Source organism: Paraburkholderia sp. EG287B (assembly GCF_040965595.1).
In the GTDB taxonomy this organism is placed as follows: Bacteria; Pseudomonadota; Gammaproteobacteria; order Burkholderiales; family Burkholderiaceae; genus Paraburkholderia.
In genome coordinates, this window is the sequence record NZ_JBFRCG010000001.1 from 374769 (window position 1) to 391855 (window position 17087).

The window sequence follows — 17087 nt, forward strand, 5'->3', positions numbered from 1 at the left end:
TCCACCACCAATCGCTACACTATAGCCGATTCTCGTTCCCCCGCGCGGTTCCTGGCGGTTCGGCCAGGAGGCCTTTGCGGGGTAGCGAACGCTATTCAGCAACAGCCTAGTTTTTCTCAGTATAGGGATTCGTCGAGGAGCGAAACTCTATGCGCAATGGAGTGCCGGTGAGCGAGAAAGTTTCCCGGAAACGGTTCTCCAGATAGCGCTTGTAGGTCTCAGTCACGGCGTCGAGTGCGTTGCCGTGAATGACGATGATCGGCGGGTTCTGTCCCCCCTGGTGCGCGTAGCGCAGCTTCGGACGCACGGGGCCGCGGCGGCGCGGCTGCTGGAACTCCACGGCTTCGATGAGCGCGCGCGTGAGCTTCGGCGTGGGCAGTTTCGCCATGGCGGCGGCGTAGGCGTCGTCCACCGAGCGCATCAGCGGGCCGATACCGAACTTCTCGGTCGCCGAGATGAAGCGCATTTCCGCGAAGTCGAGGAACTTCAGCTTGCGCTGCAGGTGGTGCTTGGTGCGCTCGCGCGCGTGATCGTCCATGCCGTCCCACTTGTTCACGCCCACCACGAGCGCGCGGCCCTGCTCCACCACGAAGCCCGCGATATGCGCGTCCTGGTCGGAGATTTCCTGCTGCGCATCGAGCAGCAGAATCACGACGTTGGCGTCGGCGATCGACTGCAGCGTCTTCACCACCGAGAACTTCTCGATCGCTTCGAACACCTTGCCGCGGCGGCGCAGACCCGCCGTGTCGATCAGCGTGTACTTCTTGCCGTTGCGCTCAAAATCCACATAGATCGAATCGCGCGTCGTGCCCGGCATGTCGAATGCGATCACGCGGTCTTCGCCGATCAGCGTGTTGACGAGCGTCGACTTGCCTACGTTCGGGCGGCCGACGATCGCAATCTTGACGCCGTGCTTCGCGGCGTCCTCTTCGCTTTCTTCGGGCTGGTCGGCGTACGCCTTTTGGAGCGCCTCGTTGATCATTTCCGTCACGCCGTCGCCGTGCGCGGCGGAAATCGCGCGCGGGTCGCCGAGACCGAGTTCGTAGAAGTCGGCGGCCACGGCGCTGTACTTCATGCCTTCGGCCTTGTTGACGACGAGGAAGATCGGCCGGCCGGTCTTGCGCAGGTAGTCGGCGATGTGCTTGTCCTGCGGTGCCAGGCCATTGCGGCCGTCGCAGATGAACACGACGATATCGGCTTCTTCCACGGCCTGGCGCGTCTGGCGAGCCATCTCGTGCAGGATGCCGTCCTTGGCGACCGGCTCGAAGCCGCCGGTGTCGACCACGAGATACGGGCGATCGCCCGTGCGCCCTTCACCGTAGTGACGGTCGCGCGTGAGGCCGGGCAGGTCGGCCACCAGCGCATCGCGCGAACGCGTGAGCCGGTTGAACAGCGTGGATTTCCCCACATTGGGGCGCCCGACGAGGGCGATTACGGGTTTCATCTGATCTTTTCTACAGTAAGGCGCGGCGCCGGCGAGTCCGGCGCGCTGCGCGGCAAACCCCGCGCCTGCGGGGCTGCATCAGTTGCAAATTATCACGAAATTCACGGACCGGGCCGTGGCCCCGAGCCGAAAGCGCGGCGCGACCGGGGCGGGACGCCGCGCAACCGCCGGGTGGCGGTAACGGTGAACGGCGGGGTCGTGCACGCCGCATTCCTAAAACGGGCACGGCCGGCTTCAGCCGGCCAGCGGGCAAGGCGTCGGAACCTGCGGGCTCCAGCGCCTCATGCACCTGCATCCATCCGCGCGACGCTCGTGAGGCGCCGCCGCAGACGACGCTTAATGCGGACGCAGACCGTACAGGTCGCCGTCCTTCGTCTGCACGACAAGGGTGTTGCCAGCGAGCACCGGCGCGGCCGCGATCGGGCTGCCGTCGGTCTTCACGCGCGAGACGAAGCTGCCGTCGTCGAGCGAGAGGAAATGCACGTAGCCCTGAAAATCGCCGAGCACGACCGCGTGGCCCAGCACGGCGGGCACGCTCACGTCGCGGCTCTTGAGCTTCTCGTTCGTCCAGGTCGGCTCGCCCGTCGACACGCTGAAGGCCTTCACGACCGACCAGTCGTCGCCGCCCACCACCGTGGTTTCATCCTGCGCGATGCCGCTCGTGCTCGAGAACGGCTTTTGCCACATCGGACGACCGGAATTGGCGTCGAAACAGCCAAGCTGGCCCTGGAACGTGACCGCGCAGGTCGTGGCTCCGACCAGCGTGGGCGGACCGCTCACGTCGTTGATGCGCTCGACTTCCGTCACGCCCTTCGGGTACGAAACCGGCGTTTCCCAGAAGGCGTCGCCGCTTTGCAGGTTGATCGCCGCGAACGAGCCGCCCGGGAACCCGGCCAGCACGGCCTGTTCGCCCGCGAACGTCATGCCGGCCGAAACGCGCAGGTTCAGCGGCACGGCGCGGTTGCGGTAGATCCACTTCTGCTCGCCCGTCTGGCCGTTGAAGGCGACGATCTGGCCGTCGATCGTGCGCACGATCACGAGGCCGTTGCCGACGAGCGGCGGCGAGATGATCTCGCCCGGCGCCTTGGCCTGCCACGAGAGCTTGCCATTCGAGTCGAGCACGTAGACGTCACCCTTCAGGCCGCCGACTGCCGTGAGATTGCCGTCGCTGCCCACGCCCGCCGAGAGGTCGTCCTTGAGCTTGGTGCGCCAGACGTCCTTGCCCGATGCGGCGTCGATCTTCGCGACCGAGCCGTTCTCGCCCGCCGCGTACACAGCGTCGCCCACGGCGACCGGCGCGAACAGATAGCGACCCGCCTTGCCGACACTCGACTTCCACACCTGCTGGACGTCCAGCGCCGGCTTGAATTCGGTCAGCGGCACCGGCACGCGGCGCACGTCTTTCGTCGATGAGCAGGCTGCGAGAGCCAGGACGGTCATCGCGAGCGCGACGGGCACAACGGTTCGTTTCAGCAGATTCATCGGTGAACGACGCATGAATGAAATTGGTTTGAATGGTTTCGCAACGCGGCGCGCACGTCCGGCACGCTTCGCAATTTAGCCAGCGATTCAGCCGCCGAGCGCATCCAGCTTGAACTGGATCAGCTGACGCTCGGAAGCGTCGCTCTTCGGCAGGCTGTCGAGGGCCAGCTTGTAGGCCGCGCGCGCGTCGTCGCGCTTGCCGGCCGCGGCCAGCAGATCGCCGCGACCGTCGGCCACGATGCCCTTGAACGGACCCGAATCGGGTTGCGGAATCAGCGCGAGGCCCTGATCGTAGGCCTTTTCGTCGAGCAGGAGCGAAGCGAGACGCAGCTTTGCGATCTGGCGGAATTCGTCGTCCTTGGCGTGGTCGGCGGCCCATTGCAGCTGTGCCTTCGCGCCGGCCGTGTCGCCCGCCATATAGAGCGCCTTGGCCACGCCGAGCGCCGTCATCTGCGCGTACGCCGTGCTGCCGAAGCGATCTTCCATGTCGGACGCCACGCGCGTGAGCATGGCCTTGTCGCTGCTGTTCGCGGCCTGCTGCACCTGGTCGTACAGCACGGCGGCTTCGGCCGCCTCGCGGCGCTGCCAGAAGTTCCAGCCGTTCCACGCTGCGAGCGCGAGCAGAACGATCAGCACGACCCACGTAGTGGCGTTACCCCACTGCCCCCACCATGCCTTGAAGCTCTCGATCGATTCCTGTTCGTCGTGGTAACTCATCGCGTAGCGATTCCTCGTTTATTCTGAAGCCTGTTTTCGAATGCGCAGCGACCTGGGCAGCCCCACCGGGCGGCCCCTTGGGCGGCCCTGTTAGTCGTCGCCGTCTTCGGCGGATGCAACCATCGCATTGATCAGATATTCGGTCAAGTCCTCAAGCGCTACCGTTTGTTGCTCGCTGCGGGCCTCCGCAGCCGTGCCGCGCAGCGCCTTCACACCGGCCTCGCCCCTGGCCACTTCGTCCTCGCCGAGCACGACGGCAAAGGCCGCGCCGCTGGCATCCGCGCGCTTCATCTGCGACTTGAAGCTCGCGCTCTGACCGTCGGCGCTGCAATGCAAGATCACGTCGAGACCCGTATCGCGCAGACGCTCCGCCACGATGAACGCCTGCTCGCGCGCGGCTTCGCCCTGGTGGACAACGTAGACGTCGCAACCATCTTCTTCCGGCACGAGGTCCTCTTCCTTGAGCAGTTCGAGAATGCGCTCGATGCCCATGGCCCAGCCGCACGCTGCCGTCGGCTTGCCGCCCAGCTGCTCGATCAGCGGATCGTAACGACCGCCCGCCGCGACGGTGCCCTGCGCGCCGAGCTTGTCGGTCACCCACTCGAACACGGTCAGATTGTAGTAATCGAGACCACGCACGAGACGCGGGTTGATCTTGAACGGGATGTTGTTCGACTTGAGAATGCGCTGCAGCCCGTCGAAGTGCGCACGCGATTCTTCGCCGAGGAAGTCGATCAGCTTCGGCGCCTTGTCCGCGATCTCCTGCAGCGCGGGATTCTTCGTGTCGAGCACGCGCAGCGGGTTCGTGTAGAGGCGGCGCTTGCCGTCTTCGTCGAGCAGCTCGACGTGCTGCTCGAGATACTTGATCAGCTCGACGCGATGCGCCGCACGTTCTTCGGCCACGCCGAGCGAGTTGATCTCGAGCTTGATGCCGGTGAGGCCGAGGTCGTCCCAGAGGCGTTGGCACATCAGGATGATTTCAGCGTCCGCATCGGGGCCCGCGAAACCGAGCGCTTCGACGCCCACCTGATGGAACTGGCGATAGCGGCCGCGCTGCGGACGCTCGTGACGGAACATCGGGCCGATGTACCACAGGCGCTTCGGACCGTCGTAGAGCATGTTGTGCTCGATCGACGCGCGCACGGCGGCCGCCGTGCCTTCCGGGCGCAGCGTGAGGTTCTCGCCGTTGAGCGCGTCGGTGAAGCTGTACATCTCCTTCTCGACGATGTCGGTCACTTCTCCGATGCCGCGCGTGAATAGTTGCGTGTGCTCGACGATCGGCGTGCGGATATTTTGATAGCCGTACGAACGAAGCAGCGACTTCACCGTGGTTTCGAAGAATTCCCACAGCCCTGCCTCCTGCGGCAGGATGTCGTTCATGCCCTTCACGCCCGAGAGCTTTTCGGGCTTGCGTTTTTGTTCAGTCATTGCGTTGCGAATTGGCTTTATGCGGTTGTGCGTATCGAGCGACAAGCGGGCTACATGCGAACTACAAACGGATCGACCCGCCTGCTCAGTTCGTCGCTTCGGCCTTGCCGTACTTGCGCGCGACGTAGTCGCTCACGATCTGCTGGAATTCTTCGGCGATGTGCTCGCCGCGCAGCGTCTTCACCTTCTCGCCGTCGATGAAGACCGGCGCCGCGGGGTTCTCGCCCGAGCCCGGCAGGCTGATGCCGATGTTCGCGTGCTTCGACTCGCCCGGGCCGTTCACGATGCAGCCCATCACGGCAACGTTCATCGTCTCGACGCCCGGATACTCGTCGCGCCACAGCGGCATCTGCGCGCGCAGATAGCCCTGGATCTGCGAAGCCAGTTCCTGGAACAGCGTGCTGGTCGTGCGGCCGCAGCCGGGGCACGCGATGACCATCGGCGTGAACGAGCGCAGGCCCATGGTCTGCAGGATTTCCTGGCCGACCACGACTTCGCCCGTGCGCGCACCGCCCGGTTCCGGCGTGAGCGAGATGCGGATCGTGTCGCCGATGCCCTGCTGCAGCAGCACGGAAAGCGCCGCCGTCGACGCGACGATGCCCTTCGAGCCCATGCCCGCTTCCGTCAGGCCCAGGTGCAGCGCGAAATCGCAACGCTTCGCGAGTTCCTGGTAGACCGCGATCAGGTCCTGCACGCCGCTCACCTTGCACGACAGGATGATCTTGTCGCGGCCGAGGCCGAGTTCGACGGCTCGTTCCGCCGAGCCGATGGCCGACTGAATGAGCGCTTCGTACATCACGCTCTGCGCTTCCCACGGCTCCTTGCGCGCGCCGTTCTCGTCCATCATGCGCGCGAGCAGGTCCTGGTCGAGGCTGCCCCAGTTCACGCCGATACGCACCGGCTTGTCGTACTTGATGGCCGCTTCGATCATCTGCGCGTACTGCGTGTCGCGCTTCGCGCCCTGGCCCACGTTGCCCGGGTTGATGCGGTACTTCGACAGCGACTCGGCGCAGGCGGGATAGTCGCGCAGCAGCAGGTGGCCGTTGTAGTGGAAGTCGCCGACGAGCGGCACCATCACGCCCATGCGGTCGAGCTGCTCGCGGATATGCGGCACGGCCGCTGCCGCTTCCGGCGTGTTGACCGTGATACGCACGAGCTCCGAACCCGCCTGCGCGAGTTCCTTGATCTGGATCGCGGTGCCGATGGGGTCCGCGGTGTCGGTGTTGGTCATCGACTGCACGCGCACCGGCGCGTCGCCGCCGATCGTCACCAGCTGGCCGCCCCAGCGCACATGCACGGCATGCGACTTGCGGCGCGGCGCGTGGCCGCCGAGAACCGGCTCGTTCGAGCAGATCTGACTGTTGCTGGTCGAGGATTGCGTTTCGCTTTGCATCGAAAAACCCATTTACGCCTCACGCGCACTAGCGCCGGCTAGCCGGCGGCGGCACTGCGTGAATTGAAAAAGCGTCGCGGCCGGCAATGAGACTTGCCAGGCCGCGACGCATGCCATGTCTTGATCAGGGCAGCACGAAGCGCGCGACATTGCCACGCGCCGACGCGTACTTCGACGTGTCGACCGGCTGGCCGTCGATGGTCATCGACTCGATGCCGGCCTTGTTGCCCACGGTGACCTTGAGCGGCTCGGTGCCGCTGATCTCACGCGCGTCGCTGCCGTGGATCAGCCCCGAGAAAACTTCCTTGCCATCCTTCTGGCGCACGCTGACCCAGGTGTCCTGGGTCACGCGGATCGCGAACGTCGAGGTGTCGGCGCCGTTGTCGGCTGCCGCGGTCTGCGCTGCCGCTGCGGCCGGCGCGCTCGCCGCCTGGGCGCGCGCAGCGCTTGCCGCGTTGGCAACGGCCGCCGCCGGTGCGGCGCTTGCAGCGGCAGGCTTCGCGGCCTGCGGTGCCGGTTGCGCAACTTGAGGCGCGGGTTGCGCAGCTTGAGGCGCCGGTTGCGCAGCCTGCGGCGCGCTCGCCGTAGCGTCCTGATCGGGCGCCGCGTTGGCGTTGGCGTTGTCGCCGGCGTCGTTTGCGTCACCAGCCTGCGGCGCGACGGACTGATCCGCGCCCTGGACGGCCGATGCACCCTCGTTGCCGGTCGCAACGCCCTGCGTCACGGTCGGCGACGACGCGCCCGTCTGCACGCTCGCGCCGTTCGCCATCGCCTTCAGGCGCGCAAACCAGGCCGACGATTCGCCACTGTTCGTGTGCCACATGGAAATCGCGAGCACCGCGATAACGATGATCGCCACGCCCCACAACCACGAAGCGCGGCGGCGCGGAGCCCGCGCGCCACTGCCGCCGAGCGAGAGCGAGACGCGGCCGCGCGGCAGATCGGAGCCCGCCGAAGCCGGCATCGACAGATCCGGCTGCGCCATGCCGCGCTCGCGGCGCAGCGCCTGCGTGAACGGCGCGGAATCGGTACCGAGCAGCTTCGCGTAGGCACGCACCACGCCGAGCGCGAACGTCGTGTCCGGCAGGTGGCTGATATCGCCCGCTTCGAGTTCGCGCAGCTTCGACACCGACACCTTCAGGCGCGCCGAGACATCTTCGATCGCCCAACCCTTGGCCTCGCGCAGCTGCGCAAGACGCGCGCCGGCCGCGGCCATCGTGTCGGGCACTGCCTGCACCGGCGAAGGTGTGGCGCCCGGCGCCGAACGACCTGCGTTGCTGTCAGTTCCGTCTGTCCCGAAAGGGTGCTGCGGCTCGCTCATCCCAAAGTCCTTGCGTCGATTCTTTTCAATACTGGAACCGGTTGGGCGCGTCCCGCCCCGCCTCTACCCGATTCGCAGACCGTTTATAACAAAATGTGCGGCCAGTGTGCCGCTTCCGATCGCTTCTGCAACGTTTCTTTTACTACCGCCCACGGCCGCGCGTTTCCCCCGCACGCGGCCATCGGCCCTCCTGATGCCGGTTCAGTGCTGAACCGGCCGTACTTCGATGACCTTGCCCGCGGCCCGGCCCGTGCGCTCAGCAAGGCGCGTGCGGTCCTTCACTTCGCCGGCGAGCTGCCCGCAGGCCGCGTCGATGTCGTCGCCGCGCGTCTTGCGCACGGTCGTGACGACGCCCGCATCCATGAGGATCTGCGCGAAGCGTTTGATCTGGTCCGATTTCGAGCGCAGCAAGCCCGACTCGGGGAACGGATTGAACGGGATCAGATTGAATTTGCATGGCACGTCACGCGTCACGGCGAGCAACTGGCGTGCGTGCTCTTCCGTGTCGTTGACGCCGTCGAGCATGCAGTACTCGAACGTGATGAAGTCGCGCGGCGCCACTTCCAGGTAACGCTGGCACGCCGCCATCAACTCGCGCAGCGGGTACTTGCGGTTGAGCGGCACGAGTTCGTCGCGCAGCGCGTCGTTCGGTGCGTGCAAGGAAACGGCGAGCGCCACGGGCAGCTCGGCGCCGAGACGATCCATCATCGGCACGACGCCCGACGTAGAGAGCGTGACGCGCCGGCGCGACAGGCCGTAGGCGTTGTCGTCGAGCATCAGGCGCATGGCGGGCACGACCGCGTCGTAGTTCAGCAGCGGCTCGCCCATCCCCATCATCACGACGTTCGTGATGACGCGTTCGCCCTTGCCGTCACCGCCGGTCGCACGGCCTCCAGCCTCGCCCAGAAGCGAGGCGCGCAGGGCGAATTCCGCCATGCGCAGCTGGCCGATGATCTCGGCGGTGGTGAGATTGCGTGAAAAACCTTGCTTGCCGGTGGAGCAAAACCGGCAGTTGACCGCGCATCCCGCCTGCGACGACACGCACAGCGTGCCGCGGTTGTCTTCGGGGATGAACACGGTTTCGACCGCGTTGCCGTTGCCGACGTCCACGAGCCACTTGCGCGTGCCGTCGGAGGAAACGTTGTCGCTGATGATGCCGGGCATGCCGATGGTGGCGCGCCCTTTGAGCTTCTCGCGCAGCGATTTGGCGAGATCCGTCATGCCGTCGAAGTCGGCGGCGTTGTACTGATGGATCCAGCGCTGAAGCTGTTTGGCGCGAAACGGCTTCTCGCCCAGGCTCTCGCAATAGGCGACGAGCCCTTGGGCGTCGAGATCGAGAAGGTTGACGGTGGAACTGCTCGTCATGTCGAATCCTGCCATTTCAGTGCGAGAGCGCGCTCACCGCCCGCGCTGCCCGGCTGCCTGCGCACTTGCGCGGCATCGGGAACTGGACGGTGAGCGTCATCGCCGTTCGCGACCCTATGCTACTACTGCAGTCAGCTCGCGCCGTGCTTAGCGCGAGTAGACGTTGACTTGCGGGAAGAAGAACGCGACTTCCACGGCTGCCGTTTCAGCGGCGTCCGAGCCGTGCACGGCGTTCGCGTCGATGCTGTCGGCGAAGTCGGCGCGGATCGTGCCCTTCTCAGCCTTCTTCGGATCGGTTGCGCCCATCAGATCGCGGTGCTTCAGGATAGCGTTCTCGCCTTCCAGAACCTGAATCACGACCGGACCCGAGATCATGAAATCGACGAGGTCCTTGAAGAACGGGCGCGCTGCGTGAACAGCATAGAACTTCTCAGCGTCGGCGCGCGAGAGGTGAACCATGCGGGAGGCAATGATCTTCAGGCCAGCGTTTTCGAAGCGGCTGTAGATCTGGCCGATCACGTTCTTCGCCACTGCGTCCGGCTTGATAATCGACAGGGTGCGTTCGATCGCCATAAAAACTCCAGAAAATTAAGAGGTTACAGATTCAAATGAATCCGCAATTGTAGCATGTTCCCATGTATGATTGCGATTGAACCCTCATAGCCCGGCAAACCGGGGCAAATGAGCGCAAGCCGGGCACACGCACTGCGCTGCCGTACCATTCAGAGAGGCTTAAGATTGGCGGCATACGCTGTGCAAACATAACGGAAACTGTGTGGCAACCCGTTGAAACTCTGGGTCGGCGCACTTATCTTATGGGGGAGCGGACCGCGCACCTGCGCGCCCTCACCCACGCGTCTCACGCAAGGAGAAAGCATGAACGAGTATCCCTATAACTTCGGCCGCGGCGGCAGCGTCACCTCGGCGGAGACCCGCAACCGCGTACTGCGCAACACCTACTGGCTGCTCGCGCTGTCGATGGTGCCGACGGTGCTCGGCGCGTGGGTGGGCGTCGCGACCGGCTTCTCGCTTTTTGCCGCTACCAGCCCGGCCATGAGCCTGCTCGCGTTCTTCGCGATCGCCTTCGGTTTCATGTTCGCCATCGAGCGCACCAAGAACAGCTCGATCGGCGTGTTCGTGCTGCTCGGCTTCACGTTCTTCATGGGCCTGATGCTCTCGCGCCTGCTGTCGTTCGTCCTCGGCTTTTCGAACGGCCCACAGCTCATCATGCTAGCGTTCGGCGGCACCGGCATCATTTTCACCGCCATGGCCACCATCGCCACGGTCAGCAAGCGCGACTTCTCGGGCCTCGGCAAGTGGCTCTTCATGGGCGTGATCGTGATCCTGCTGGCCGGCGTCGCGAACATGTTCCTGCAGCTGCCCGCGCTGATGCTCACGGTTTCGGTGCTCGCCATCGCGATCTTCTCGGCCTACATGCTGTTCGACGTGCAGCGCGTCGTGAACGGCGGCGAGACGAACTACATCTCGGCCACGCTCGCGATCTATCTGGACCTGTATAACGTGTTCACGAACCTGCTGGCCATCCTCGGCATCTTCGGCGGCAATCGTAACTAAAGTCTAATCAAAGCTTGGCGGGGCCGGATCGATGGATTCCCGCCTCAGCAAGCAAAAAGCCCATGACTTTCGTCATGGGCTTTTTTCGTCTATTCGTTTGGCCGCGTCGCGGGCGCGGGACTCAGAGCGCAATCCAGTCGAAACCCTCGGCTTGCGAAGCGACCCCGATCTGCGTCGCGGCATTTCCCAGAATCGCAGCCATCGCCGCGCGCGCAAGCTCCGGCGTGTTGTTCTGCTGGCTCAGGTGCGCGGCGATCAAATGCCGCAGCTTCGCGCGATCGAGCCCCGCGAGGATACCGCCGGCCGCCTCGTTGTTCAGATGGCCATGCGACCCACCGATGCGCGCCTTGAGCGAAGCCGGATAACGGCTCGCCGCGAGCATCTCGAGGTCGTGGTTGCATTCGAGCACCAGTGCGTCACAACCGCTCAGCACGTTGCTGATATGCGAGGTCGACTCGCCGACGTCGGTCAGTACGCCAAGCCGGCTCGCGCCGTCGCTGAACACGAACTGCAGCGGCTCGCGCGCGTCGTGCGGCACCGTGTAGGGCAATACGCCGAGTTCGCCGATCTCGACCGTCTCGTCGCCCCACAAGACGTTGAGTTCGACGCCTGCGGCGTCGTCGGCGCCCACGGCCTGCGCCGTGCCCCAGCTCATGTAAAGCGGAATCGACCAGCGGCGCGCGAGCGTGAGCGCGCTGCCGACGTGATCGCTGTGTTCGTGGGTGATGAGAATTGCCGTGAGCGCGTCGGCGGCCAGCCCCGCGCGGGCGAGGCGCCGCTCGACTTCCTTCGCTGAGAATCCGCAGTCGAGCAGCACGCGCGTGGGCGTCGTGCCGCTGCCTGCTTCTACGACCAGTGCGTTACCCTCGCTGCCGCTGCCGAGGCTCGCAAATCGCATATCAGCGCACGCTAGTTCAGCTGCGCGTGGAGCGCGGAGACGATACGCTGTGCGTCCGACGAGGTGTCGACGCGGCCGCTCTGGTCGACCACGGCAACCTGGGTCGAATTGCCCGTCGAGCGCACGGCTACGCGGTATTCCGGACCCTGATCCTTCGTGGCCTTCTTCGGGTTGTAGAAAAGCTTGCCGAGCAGGCCGTCACCCTTGAGCTCCTGCATCGAATCGGCGTAGCGCACGAAGTAGAGGCCCTTCTCGCGGTCGCGATTGTCGACCGTAAAGTTCGTGCGGTCGAGCGCGAGGCCCACACGCAGCCACGCGGTGTCGAACGCTTCGGGCAAGTCGAGCGTCGTGCCGTCAGGACCGGCGGCGACCTTGACGCCAGCCGTCGACGGGCGCGCATCGGTCAGCAGTTGCTTGGACTGCGCGTCGGTCAGGCCGAACTTCTGCATGATCTTCGCGAGAAAGGCGGCTTCGAGTGCCGGGTCGCGCGGACGCTCGACCCACTTCGACCCCGTCTTGTCCTGCCCCGTCAGCACTTCTTCCATCGCGTTATGCGTGACGGAAATATCGGTTTGACCGTCCGGGCCGCGCGAGACCAGCACGCGGAAGCGGTCGCGCGTGCCCGACGAGTACGCGAAATCAATCACGCGGCCGATCGTGCGGCGGAACCAGTCGTCCGGAATGTTGGCGCGGTTCTCGGCCCAGTCGGTCGTCATGATGCCCGTGGACGGCGAGTCGGTCGTCAGCGTGAAGCCGTTCTCCGTCCAGAATTCCTGCAGTTGCGGCCAGACGTCGTCAGGCGAGCGGCCGTCCACCACGAGCCAGCGGCGGTCGCCGTCGCGCTCCACGTGCATGCCGAACGGGTCCTGCGCATCCGGCACGCCGAGCGTGGCGTTGCCGGCCGGCATGACCGTGCGCTGAGCGGAGCCGCCAAGCGTGATCGTGGGCGGCGGCGCGACGTACTTCTGGTCGTTCGGCGCCGACGACAGATCCTGCGGCACATTCAGCGGCGGCGCGGTCGGCGTGTCCTTGTAGTTGACGCGATCGGACGCGAACATGTCGTTCAGCGACTCGCAACCTGCGAGCGACCCGAGGGCAAGCGCCAGCACCGCCATGCGGGTTGCGTGGAGGGAAAAAGCGGAACGTTTCATGTGGGCCTTCGTGATACGGGAACGCTAAGCCTTGCTCTTCGAGACGGTGGACCGAGGTCGGTCCGAGGTCTTTCAGTGATTGGGCGGCTGGGCCGTGGCGGCGTCGGTTGATAAATCGGCGGCTGGCTGATCGGATCAGCCAGCCAGACCGGCTTCGCGCAGCGCGGCGCGCACCACGTCGTGGTAGCGCGCGTCGAGCGGCGTGAGCGGCAGTCGGATGCCGCCTTCGATGCGGCCGAGTTCCTGCAGCGCCCACTTCACCGGAATCGGATTCGATTCGATGAACAGGTTCTTGTGCAGCGACAACAGCTTCATATGGATCGCACGCGCCGTTTTCGCGTCGCCGGAGAGCGCGGCCTTGCACAGGTCGCTCATCTGGCGCGGCGCAACGTTCGCGGTCACCGAAATATTGCCGTGGCCGCCAAGCAGCATCAGCGCGATCGCCGTGGGATCGTCGCCGCTGAAAATCTTGAAGCCTTTCGGCGCATGCTTGATGAGGTGCGCGGCGCGGTCGATGTTACCCGTCGCTTCTTTCACCGCGATGATGCCCGGCACTTCGGCCAGACGCAGGATGGTCTCGTTCGCCATGTCCGCGACCGTACGGCCCGGCACGTTGTAGAGGATGACGGGCAGGTCCACGTCCTCCGCGATCTTCGCGAAGTGGCGGTACATGCCTTCCTGGGTCGGCTTGTTGTAATAGGGCACGACCTGGAGCGACGCCTGTGCGCCCACTTCCTTCGCGTGCTTCGTGAGTTCGATCGCCTCGGCGGTGGAATTGCCACCGGCGCCCGCGATGATCGGCATACGGCCGGCAGCGTGCTCGACCGCCGTCTTGATCATCAGGATGTGTTCTTCGACGTCCAGCGTGGCGGACTCCCCGCTCGTACCGACGACGACGAGGGCATCCGTCCCCTCTTCCACGTGCCAGTCGATCAGTTTGCGGAATGCCGGCAGGTCGAGACTGCCGTCCCCGTGCATGGGGGTGACGATCGCGGGAATGCTGCCTTGCAGCGTAATGCCGTCCTGAGTGCCGTTAGCCATGAAACGCCAGAAAAATGAGTCGGTTAAACCGCGATTGTAGCGGATTAGCCGGTCAGATCGTAACGCGTTACGGGTAGGCCCTGGTTCTCAGGTACATTACTGGCTCTTTCGAGGGACACTGAGGTCGTTTTTTCCCGTACCGCGCAGATGCGCTGAATATACGCCTCACGCGGTTCCGAAAGAAATCCGTCCTGATAGGCGACTACCCGCAGCGCAGGCGCACAGACGGCCAATAACTCGCCCGGAGCGAGCAGGAAAGCGGGGTTCGATGGCTTTCCGACGGTCTCGTTGCCTTGCGCGAAGGTTTCGTAAATCAGGACGCCGCCCGGCGCCAGCGCCTCGATGAGACGGGGCACGAGCGGGCGATGCAGGTAGTTCGTGACGACGACGGCCGCGAAGCGGGCGTCCGGTGCGAGCGGCCAGGGCGCGCCTTCGAGGTCGCACTCTAACGTCGCGACACCCGCTACGTCATGCAACGTGGCGAGCGCGGCGGCGTCGCGATCGAGCGCCGTTACCGGGTGCCCCTGGCTGGCCAGCCAGCGCGTGTGCCGGCCCGCGCCGGAGGCCACGTCGAGCACCGTGCCGCCGGGCGCGATGAGGTGCGCCCAGCGGCGCACCCAGCGCGACGGCTCGGAAAGCCCATGGGCGTGCGAACCGGCGGCAGGCGTCGACGTCATCGGCTCGATCAGCTGTACGAGAGGCCCATGGCCTCACGCACGTCGCGCATCGTCTCGTTGGCGAACTTGCGCGCCTTGTCGCAGCCGTCCGCGACGATTGCACGCAGCAGCGAGGGGTCGTCCATGTACTTCTGAGCGCGCTCGAGCATGGGCTGCTGCTCGCGCAGGATGCCCTCGATCACGGGCTGCTTGCACTCCAGACAACCGATCCCGGCCGAACGGCAGCCCTTCTGCACCCAGTCGTGCGTCTGCTCGTCGGTGTAGACCTGGTGGAGCTGCCACACCGGGCACTTGTCCGGATCGCCCGGATCGGTGCGGCGCACGCGCGCGGGGTCGGTCGGCATGGTGCGGACCTTTTTCGTGATCGACTCGGCGTCTTCGCGCAGGCCGATGGTGTTGCCGTACGACTTCGACATCTTCTGGCCGTCGAGACCCGGCATGCGCGAGGCTTCCGTGAGCAGCACCTGCGGCTCCGGCAGGATGATTTTGCGCGAGCCTTCGAGGTAGCCAAAGAGGCGCTCGCGATCGCTCATCGAAAGGCTTTGCGACTCCGAAAGCATCGCGCGGGCCTGTTCGAGCGCCTCTTCATTGCCTTCCTGCTGATAGGCGTTGCGCAGCTCGTGGTAGAGCTTCGAGCGCTTGCCACCCAGCTTCTTCGCCGCATCGTTGGCCTTCTCTTCGAAGCCCGGCTCGCGGCCGTACATGTAGTTGAAGCGGCGGGCCATTTCGCGCGCCATTTCGACGTGCGGCACCTGATCCTCGCCCACCGGCACGAGCGACGCACGGTACAGCAGGATGTCGGCGGCCATCAGCACCGGATAGCCGAGGAAGCCGTAGGTACCGAGGTCCTTGTCGCGCAGCTTCTCGATCTGCTCCTTGTAGGTCGGCACGCGTTCGAGCCAGGACAGCGGCGTGCTCATGCCGAGCAGCAACGCGAGTTCGGCGTGCTCCGGCACGCGGCTCTGGATGAAGAGCGTGGCCTGGTTCGGGTCGATGCCCGAAGCGAGCCAGTCGATCAGGACGTCCCAGACGTTCTTCTCGATGACATCCGGCGTTTCATAGTGCGTGGTGAGCGCATGCCAGTCGACCACGCAGAAGAAGCACGGATACTCGGACTGCAGGCGCACCCAGTTTTTCAGCACGCCGTGATAGTGGCCGAGGTGCAGCGACCCGGTGGGCCGCATGCCGGAGAAGATACGGTCTGGGAACATGATGTTATGAAAAGAGCGACACAAGTGGGGTAAGGATGGCCGTGACCGCGTCGTAACCTAGACTCACGAGCGGGCGCAGCCAGAATCGCGTGAAGATGCCACTCACGAGCAACCCCATCACGATGATGAAACCATAGGGCTCGATACGGGCGAGCGCAATGCTCGCGCGCGTGGGCAGGAGCGCCCCGAGCACGCGGCCGCCGTCGAGCGGCGGCAGCGGAAAGAGGTTCAGCACGCCGAGCACGAGATTCACGCCCACGCCGGCGGCGGCCATGCGCGTGAAGAACGGCTCGTCCACGCCGAGCACCGCGAGCCCCACGCCGAACACGCCCCATACGATGGCCTGCACGAAGTTGCACAGCGGTCCGGCCGCCGCGACCCACAGCGTGCCCCAGCGCGGATTGCGCAGATTGCTGAAGGCGATCGGCACGGGCTTCGCGTAACCGAACACGAACGCGCCGTTCGTCAGGAAATAGAGCACGAGCGGCATGGCGATCGTGCCGATCGGGTCGATGTGGCGCATCGGGTTGAACGAGACGCGCCCGAGCACATACGCGGTGTTGTCGCCGAGCATGCGCGCGACGTAGCCGTGCGCGGCTTCGTGCAGCGTGATCGCGAAGATCACGGGCAAGGCGTAGACGACGATCGTCTGAATCAGATTGGCTTCCATGGCGGGCTATTGTATCAATGCGTCAATGCGCTCAGGCCACGGTCATGCCGCGTTCATGCCGCGCAGGTCTCATCACGCCTCTTCTTCTTCGATGCCGAACGGCGCCAGCGAACCCCGCCCCGGCCGCACGAGCACTGGCTCCTCGCCCGTGAGATCGATCACGGTGGACGGCTCGCACGGGCACGCCCCGCCGTCGATCACGAGATCGAGCTGTTTCTCGAGGCGCTCGCGAATCTCCTCGGGGTCGTTGAGCGGCTCGGTGTCGGGCGGCAGGATCAGCGTGGTGGCAAGCAGCGGCTCGCCCAGTTCCTCGAGAATCGCCAGCGGAATCGGATGACCGGGCACGCGCAGGCCGATGGTCTTGCGCGACGGATGCGAGAGACGCCGAGGCACTTCCTTCGTCGCCACCAGCACGAACACATATGGCCCCGGCGTCACCGACTTGATGAGCCGGTATTGGCGGTTGTCGACCATGGCGAAGTTTGCGAGTTCGGACAGATCCCGCACCATCAGCGAGAGCAGCGCCTTCTCGTCGAGCCCGCGGATGCGCCGCAGACGTTCGGCCGCGTGCTTGTCGTCGATGCGCGCGGCGAGCGCGTAGCTCGAATCGGTCGGCAATGCGATCACACCGCCGTCGCGGATGATCTCCACCGCCTGCTTGACGAGACGCGGCTGCGGGTTTTCTGGGTGAAGCCGAAAGAACTGGGACATGGC

16 protein-coding genes are annotated in these 17087 nt (G+C 65.2%); 1 reads left to right on the plus strand and 15 read right to left on the minus strand.

All coding sequences use genetic code 11. The annotated features are described in order from the left end of the window. Positions 1-106 precede the first annotated feature (106 nt). The 8 genes from der to ndk all read right to left on the minus strand — a co-directional run bounded on the left by der (position 107) and on the right by ndk (position 9723). Positions 107-1444 carry a ribosome biogenesis GTPase Der gene (gene der, locus AB4Y40_RS01675; RefSeq protein WP_368686191.1) on the minus strand — a complete coding sequence of 446 codons (1338 nt, stop codon included), beginning with the start codon at positions 1442-1444 and terminating at the stop codon, positions 107-109. A gap of 336 nt (positions 1445-1780) precedes the next feature. Next, positions 1781-2926 (minus strand): outer membrane protein assembly factor BamB, encoded by a 1146-nt coding sequence (gene bamB / locus AB4Y40_RS01680; RefSeq protein WP_368686192.1) that lies wholly within the window; start codon positions 2924-2926, stop codon positions 1781-1783. A gap of 87 nt (positions 2927-3013) precedes the next feature. Then, positions 3014-3643 (minus strand): YfgM family protein, encoded by a 630-nt coding sequence (locus tag AB4Y40_RS01685; RefSeq protein ID WP_368686193.1) that lies wholly within the window; start codon positions 3641-3643, stop codon positions 3014-3016. Between the two features lie 90 nt (positions 3644-3733). Further along, positions 3734-5071, minus strand: coding sequence for a histidine--tRNA ligase (hisS, locus tag AB4Y40_RS01690; protein WP_368686194.1), 1338 nt, complete (start codon positions 5069-5071; stop codon positions 3734-3736). Between the two features lie 85 nt (positions 5072-5156). Next, complete coding sequence (gene ispG / locus AB4Y40_RS01695) at positions 5157-6476, minus strand: flavodoxin-dependent (E)-4-hydroxy-3-methylbut-2-enyl-diphosphate synthase (protein WP_321925303.1); 1320 nt, start codon at positions 6474-6476, stop codon at positions 5157-5159. A gap of 112 nt (positions 6477-6588) precedes the next feature. After that, positions 6589-7785, minus strand: coding sequence for a helix-turn-helix domain-containing protein (locus AB4Y40_RS01700; RefSeq protein WP_368686195.1), 1197 nt, complete (start codon positions 7783-7785; stop codon positions 6589-6591). 201 nt (positions 7786-7986) lie between these two features. Further along, complete coding sequence (gene rlmN, locus AB4Y40_RS01705) at positions 7987-9150, minus strand: 23S rRNA (adenine(2503)-C(2))-methyltransferase RlmN (RefSeq protein ID WP_342925028.1); 1164 nt, start codon at positions 9148-9150, stop codon at positions 7987-7989. Positions 9151-9297: 147 nt separating this feature from the next. Further along, complete coding sequence (gene ndk / locus AB4Y40_RS01710; RefSeq protein WP_133181406.1) at positions 9298-9723, minus strand: nucleoside-diphosphate kinase; 426 nt, start codon at positions 9721-9723, stop codon at positions 9298-9300. 303 nt (positions 9724-10026) lie between these two features. On the opposite strand from ndk, the gene AB4Y40_RS01715 reads away from it, so the two are divergent. Then, the gene (locus tag AB4Y40_RS01715) at positions 10027-10725 is read left to right on the plus strand and encodes a Bax inhibitor-1/YccA family protein (RefSeq protein ID WP_342925027.1); all 699 of its coding nucleotides are present in this window, start codon (positions 10027-10029) and stop codon (positions 10723-10725) included. A 121-nt stretch (positions 10726-10846) separates the two neighbouring features. Here AB4Y40_RS01715 and AB4Y40_RS01720 read toward each other — a convergent pair whose 3' ends face one another. From AB4Y40_RS01720 to AB4Y40_RS01750, 7 genes are all read right to left on the minus strand, one after another. Further along, the gene (locus AB4Y40_RS01720) at positions 10847-11623 is read right to left on the minus strand and encodes an MBL fold metallo-hydrolase (protein WP_368686196.1); all 777 of its coding nucleotides are present in this window, start codon (positions 11621-11623) and stop codon (positions 10847-10849) included. Positions 11624-11634: 11 nt separating this feature from the next. Then, positions 11635-12774 (minus strand): outer membrane protein assembly factor BamC, encoded by a 1140-nt coding sequence (bamC, locus tag AB4Y40_RS01725; RefSeq protein WP_368686197.1) that lies wholly within the window; start codon positions 12772-12774, stop codon positions 11635-11637. A gap of 135 nt (positions 12775-12909) precedes the next feature. Then, positions 12910-13815: a 4-hydroxy-tetrahydrodipicolinate synthase gene (gene dapA, locus AB4Y40_RS01730; protein ID WP_368686198.1), complete on the minus strand. Its 906-nt coding sequence runs from the start codon at positions 13813-13815 to the stop codon at positions 12910-12912. 44 nt (positions 13816-13859) lie between these two features. Then, on the minus strand, positions 13860-14492 hold the full coding sequence (locus AB4Y40_RS01735) for a class I SAM-dependent methyltransferase (RefSeq protein ID WP_368686199.1): 633 nt from the start codon (positions 14490-14492) through the stop codon (positions 13860-13862). A gap of 8 nt (positions 14493-14500) precedes the next feature. Next, entirely contained in the window at positions 14501-15703 is a 1203-nt protein-coding gene (locus AB4Y40_RS01740) for a tryptophan--tRNA ligase (protein WP_042264918.1), read from the minus strand. Between the two features lie 4 nt (positions 15704-15707). Then, positions 15708-16373, minus strand: a complete 666-nt coding sequence (locus AB4Y40_RS01745; protein ID WP_233881344.1) for a site-2 protease family protein — start codon at positions 16371-16373, stop codon at positions 15708-15710. Between the two features lie 72 nt (positions 16374-16445). Next, on the minus strand, positions 16446-17084 hold the full coding sequence (locus tag AB4Y40_RS01750) for an L-threonylcarbamoyladenylate synthase (RefSeq protein ID WP_254315176.1): 639 nt from the start codon (positions 17082-17084) through the stop codon (positions 16446-16448). Positions 17085-17087: the final 3 nt, after the last annotated feature.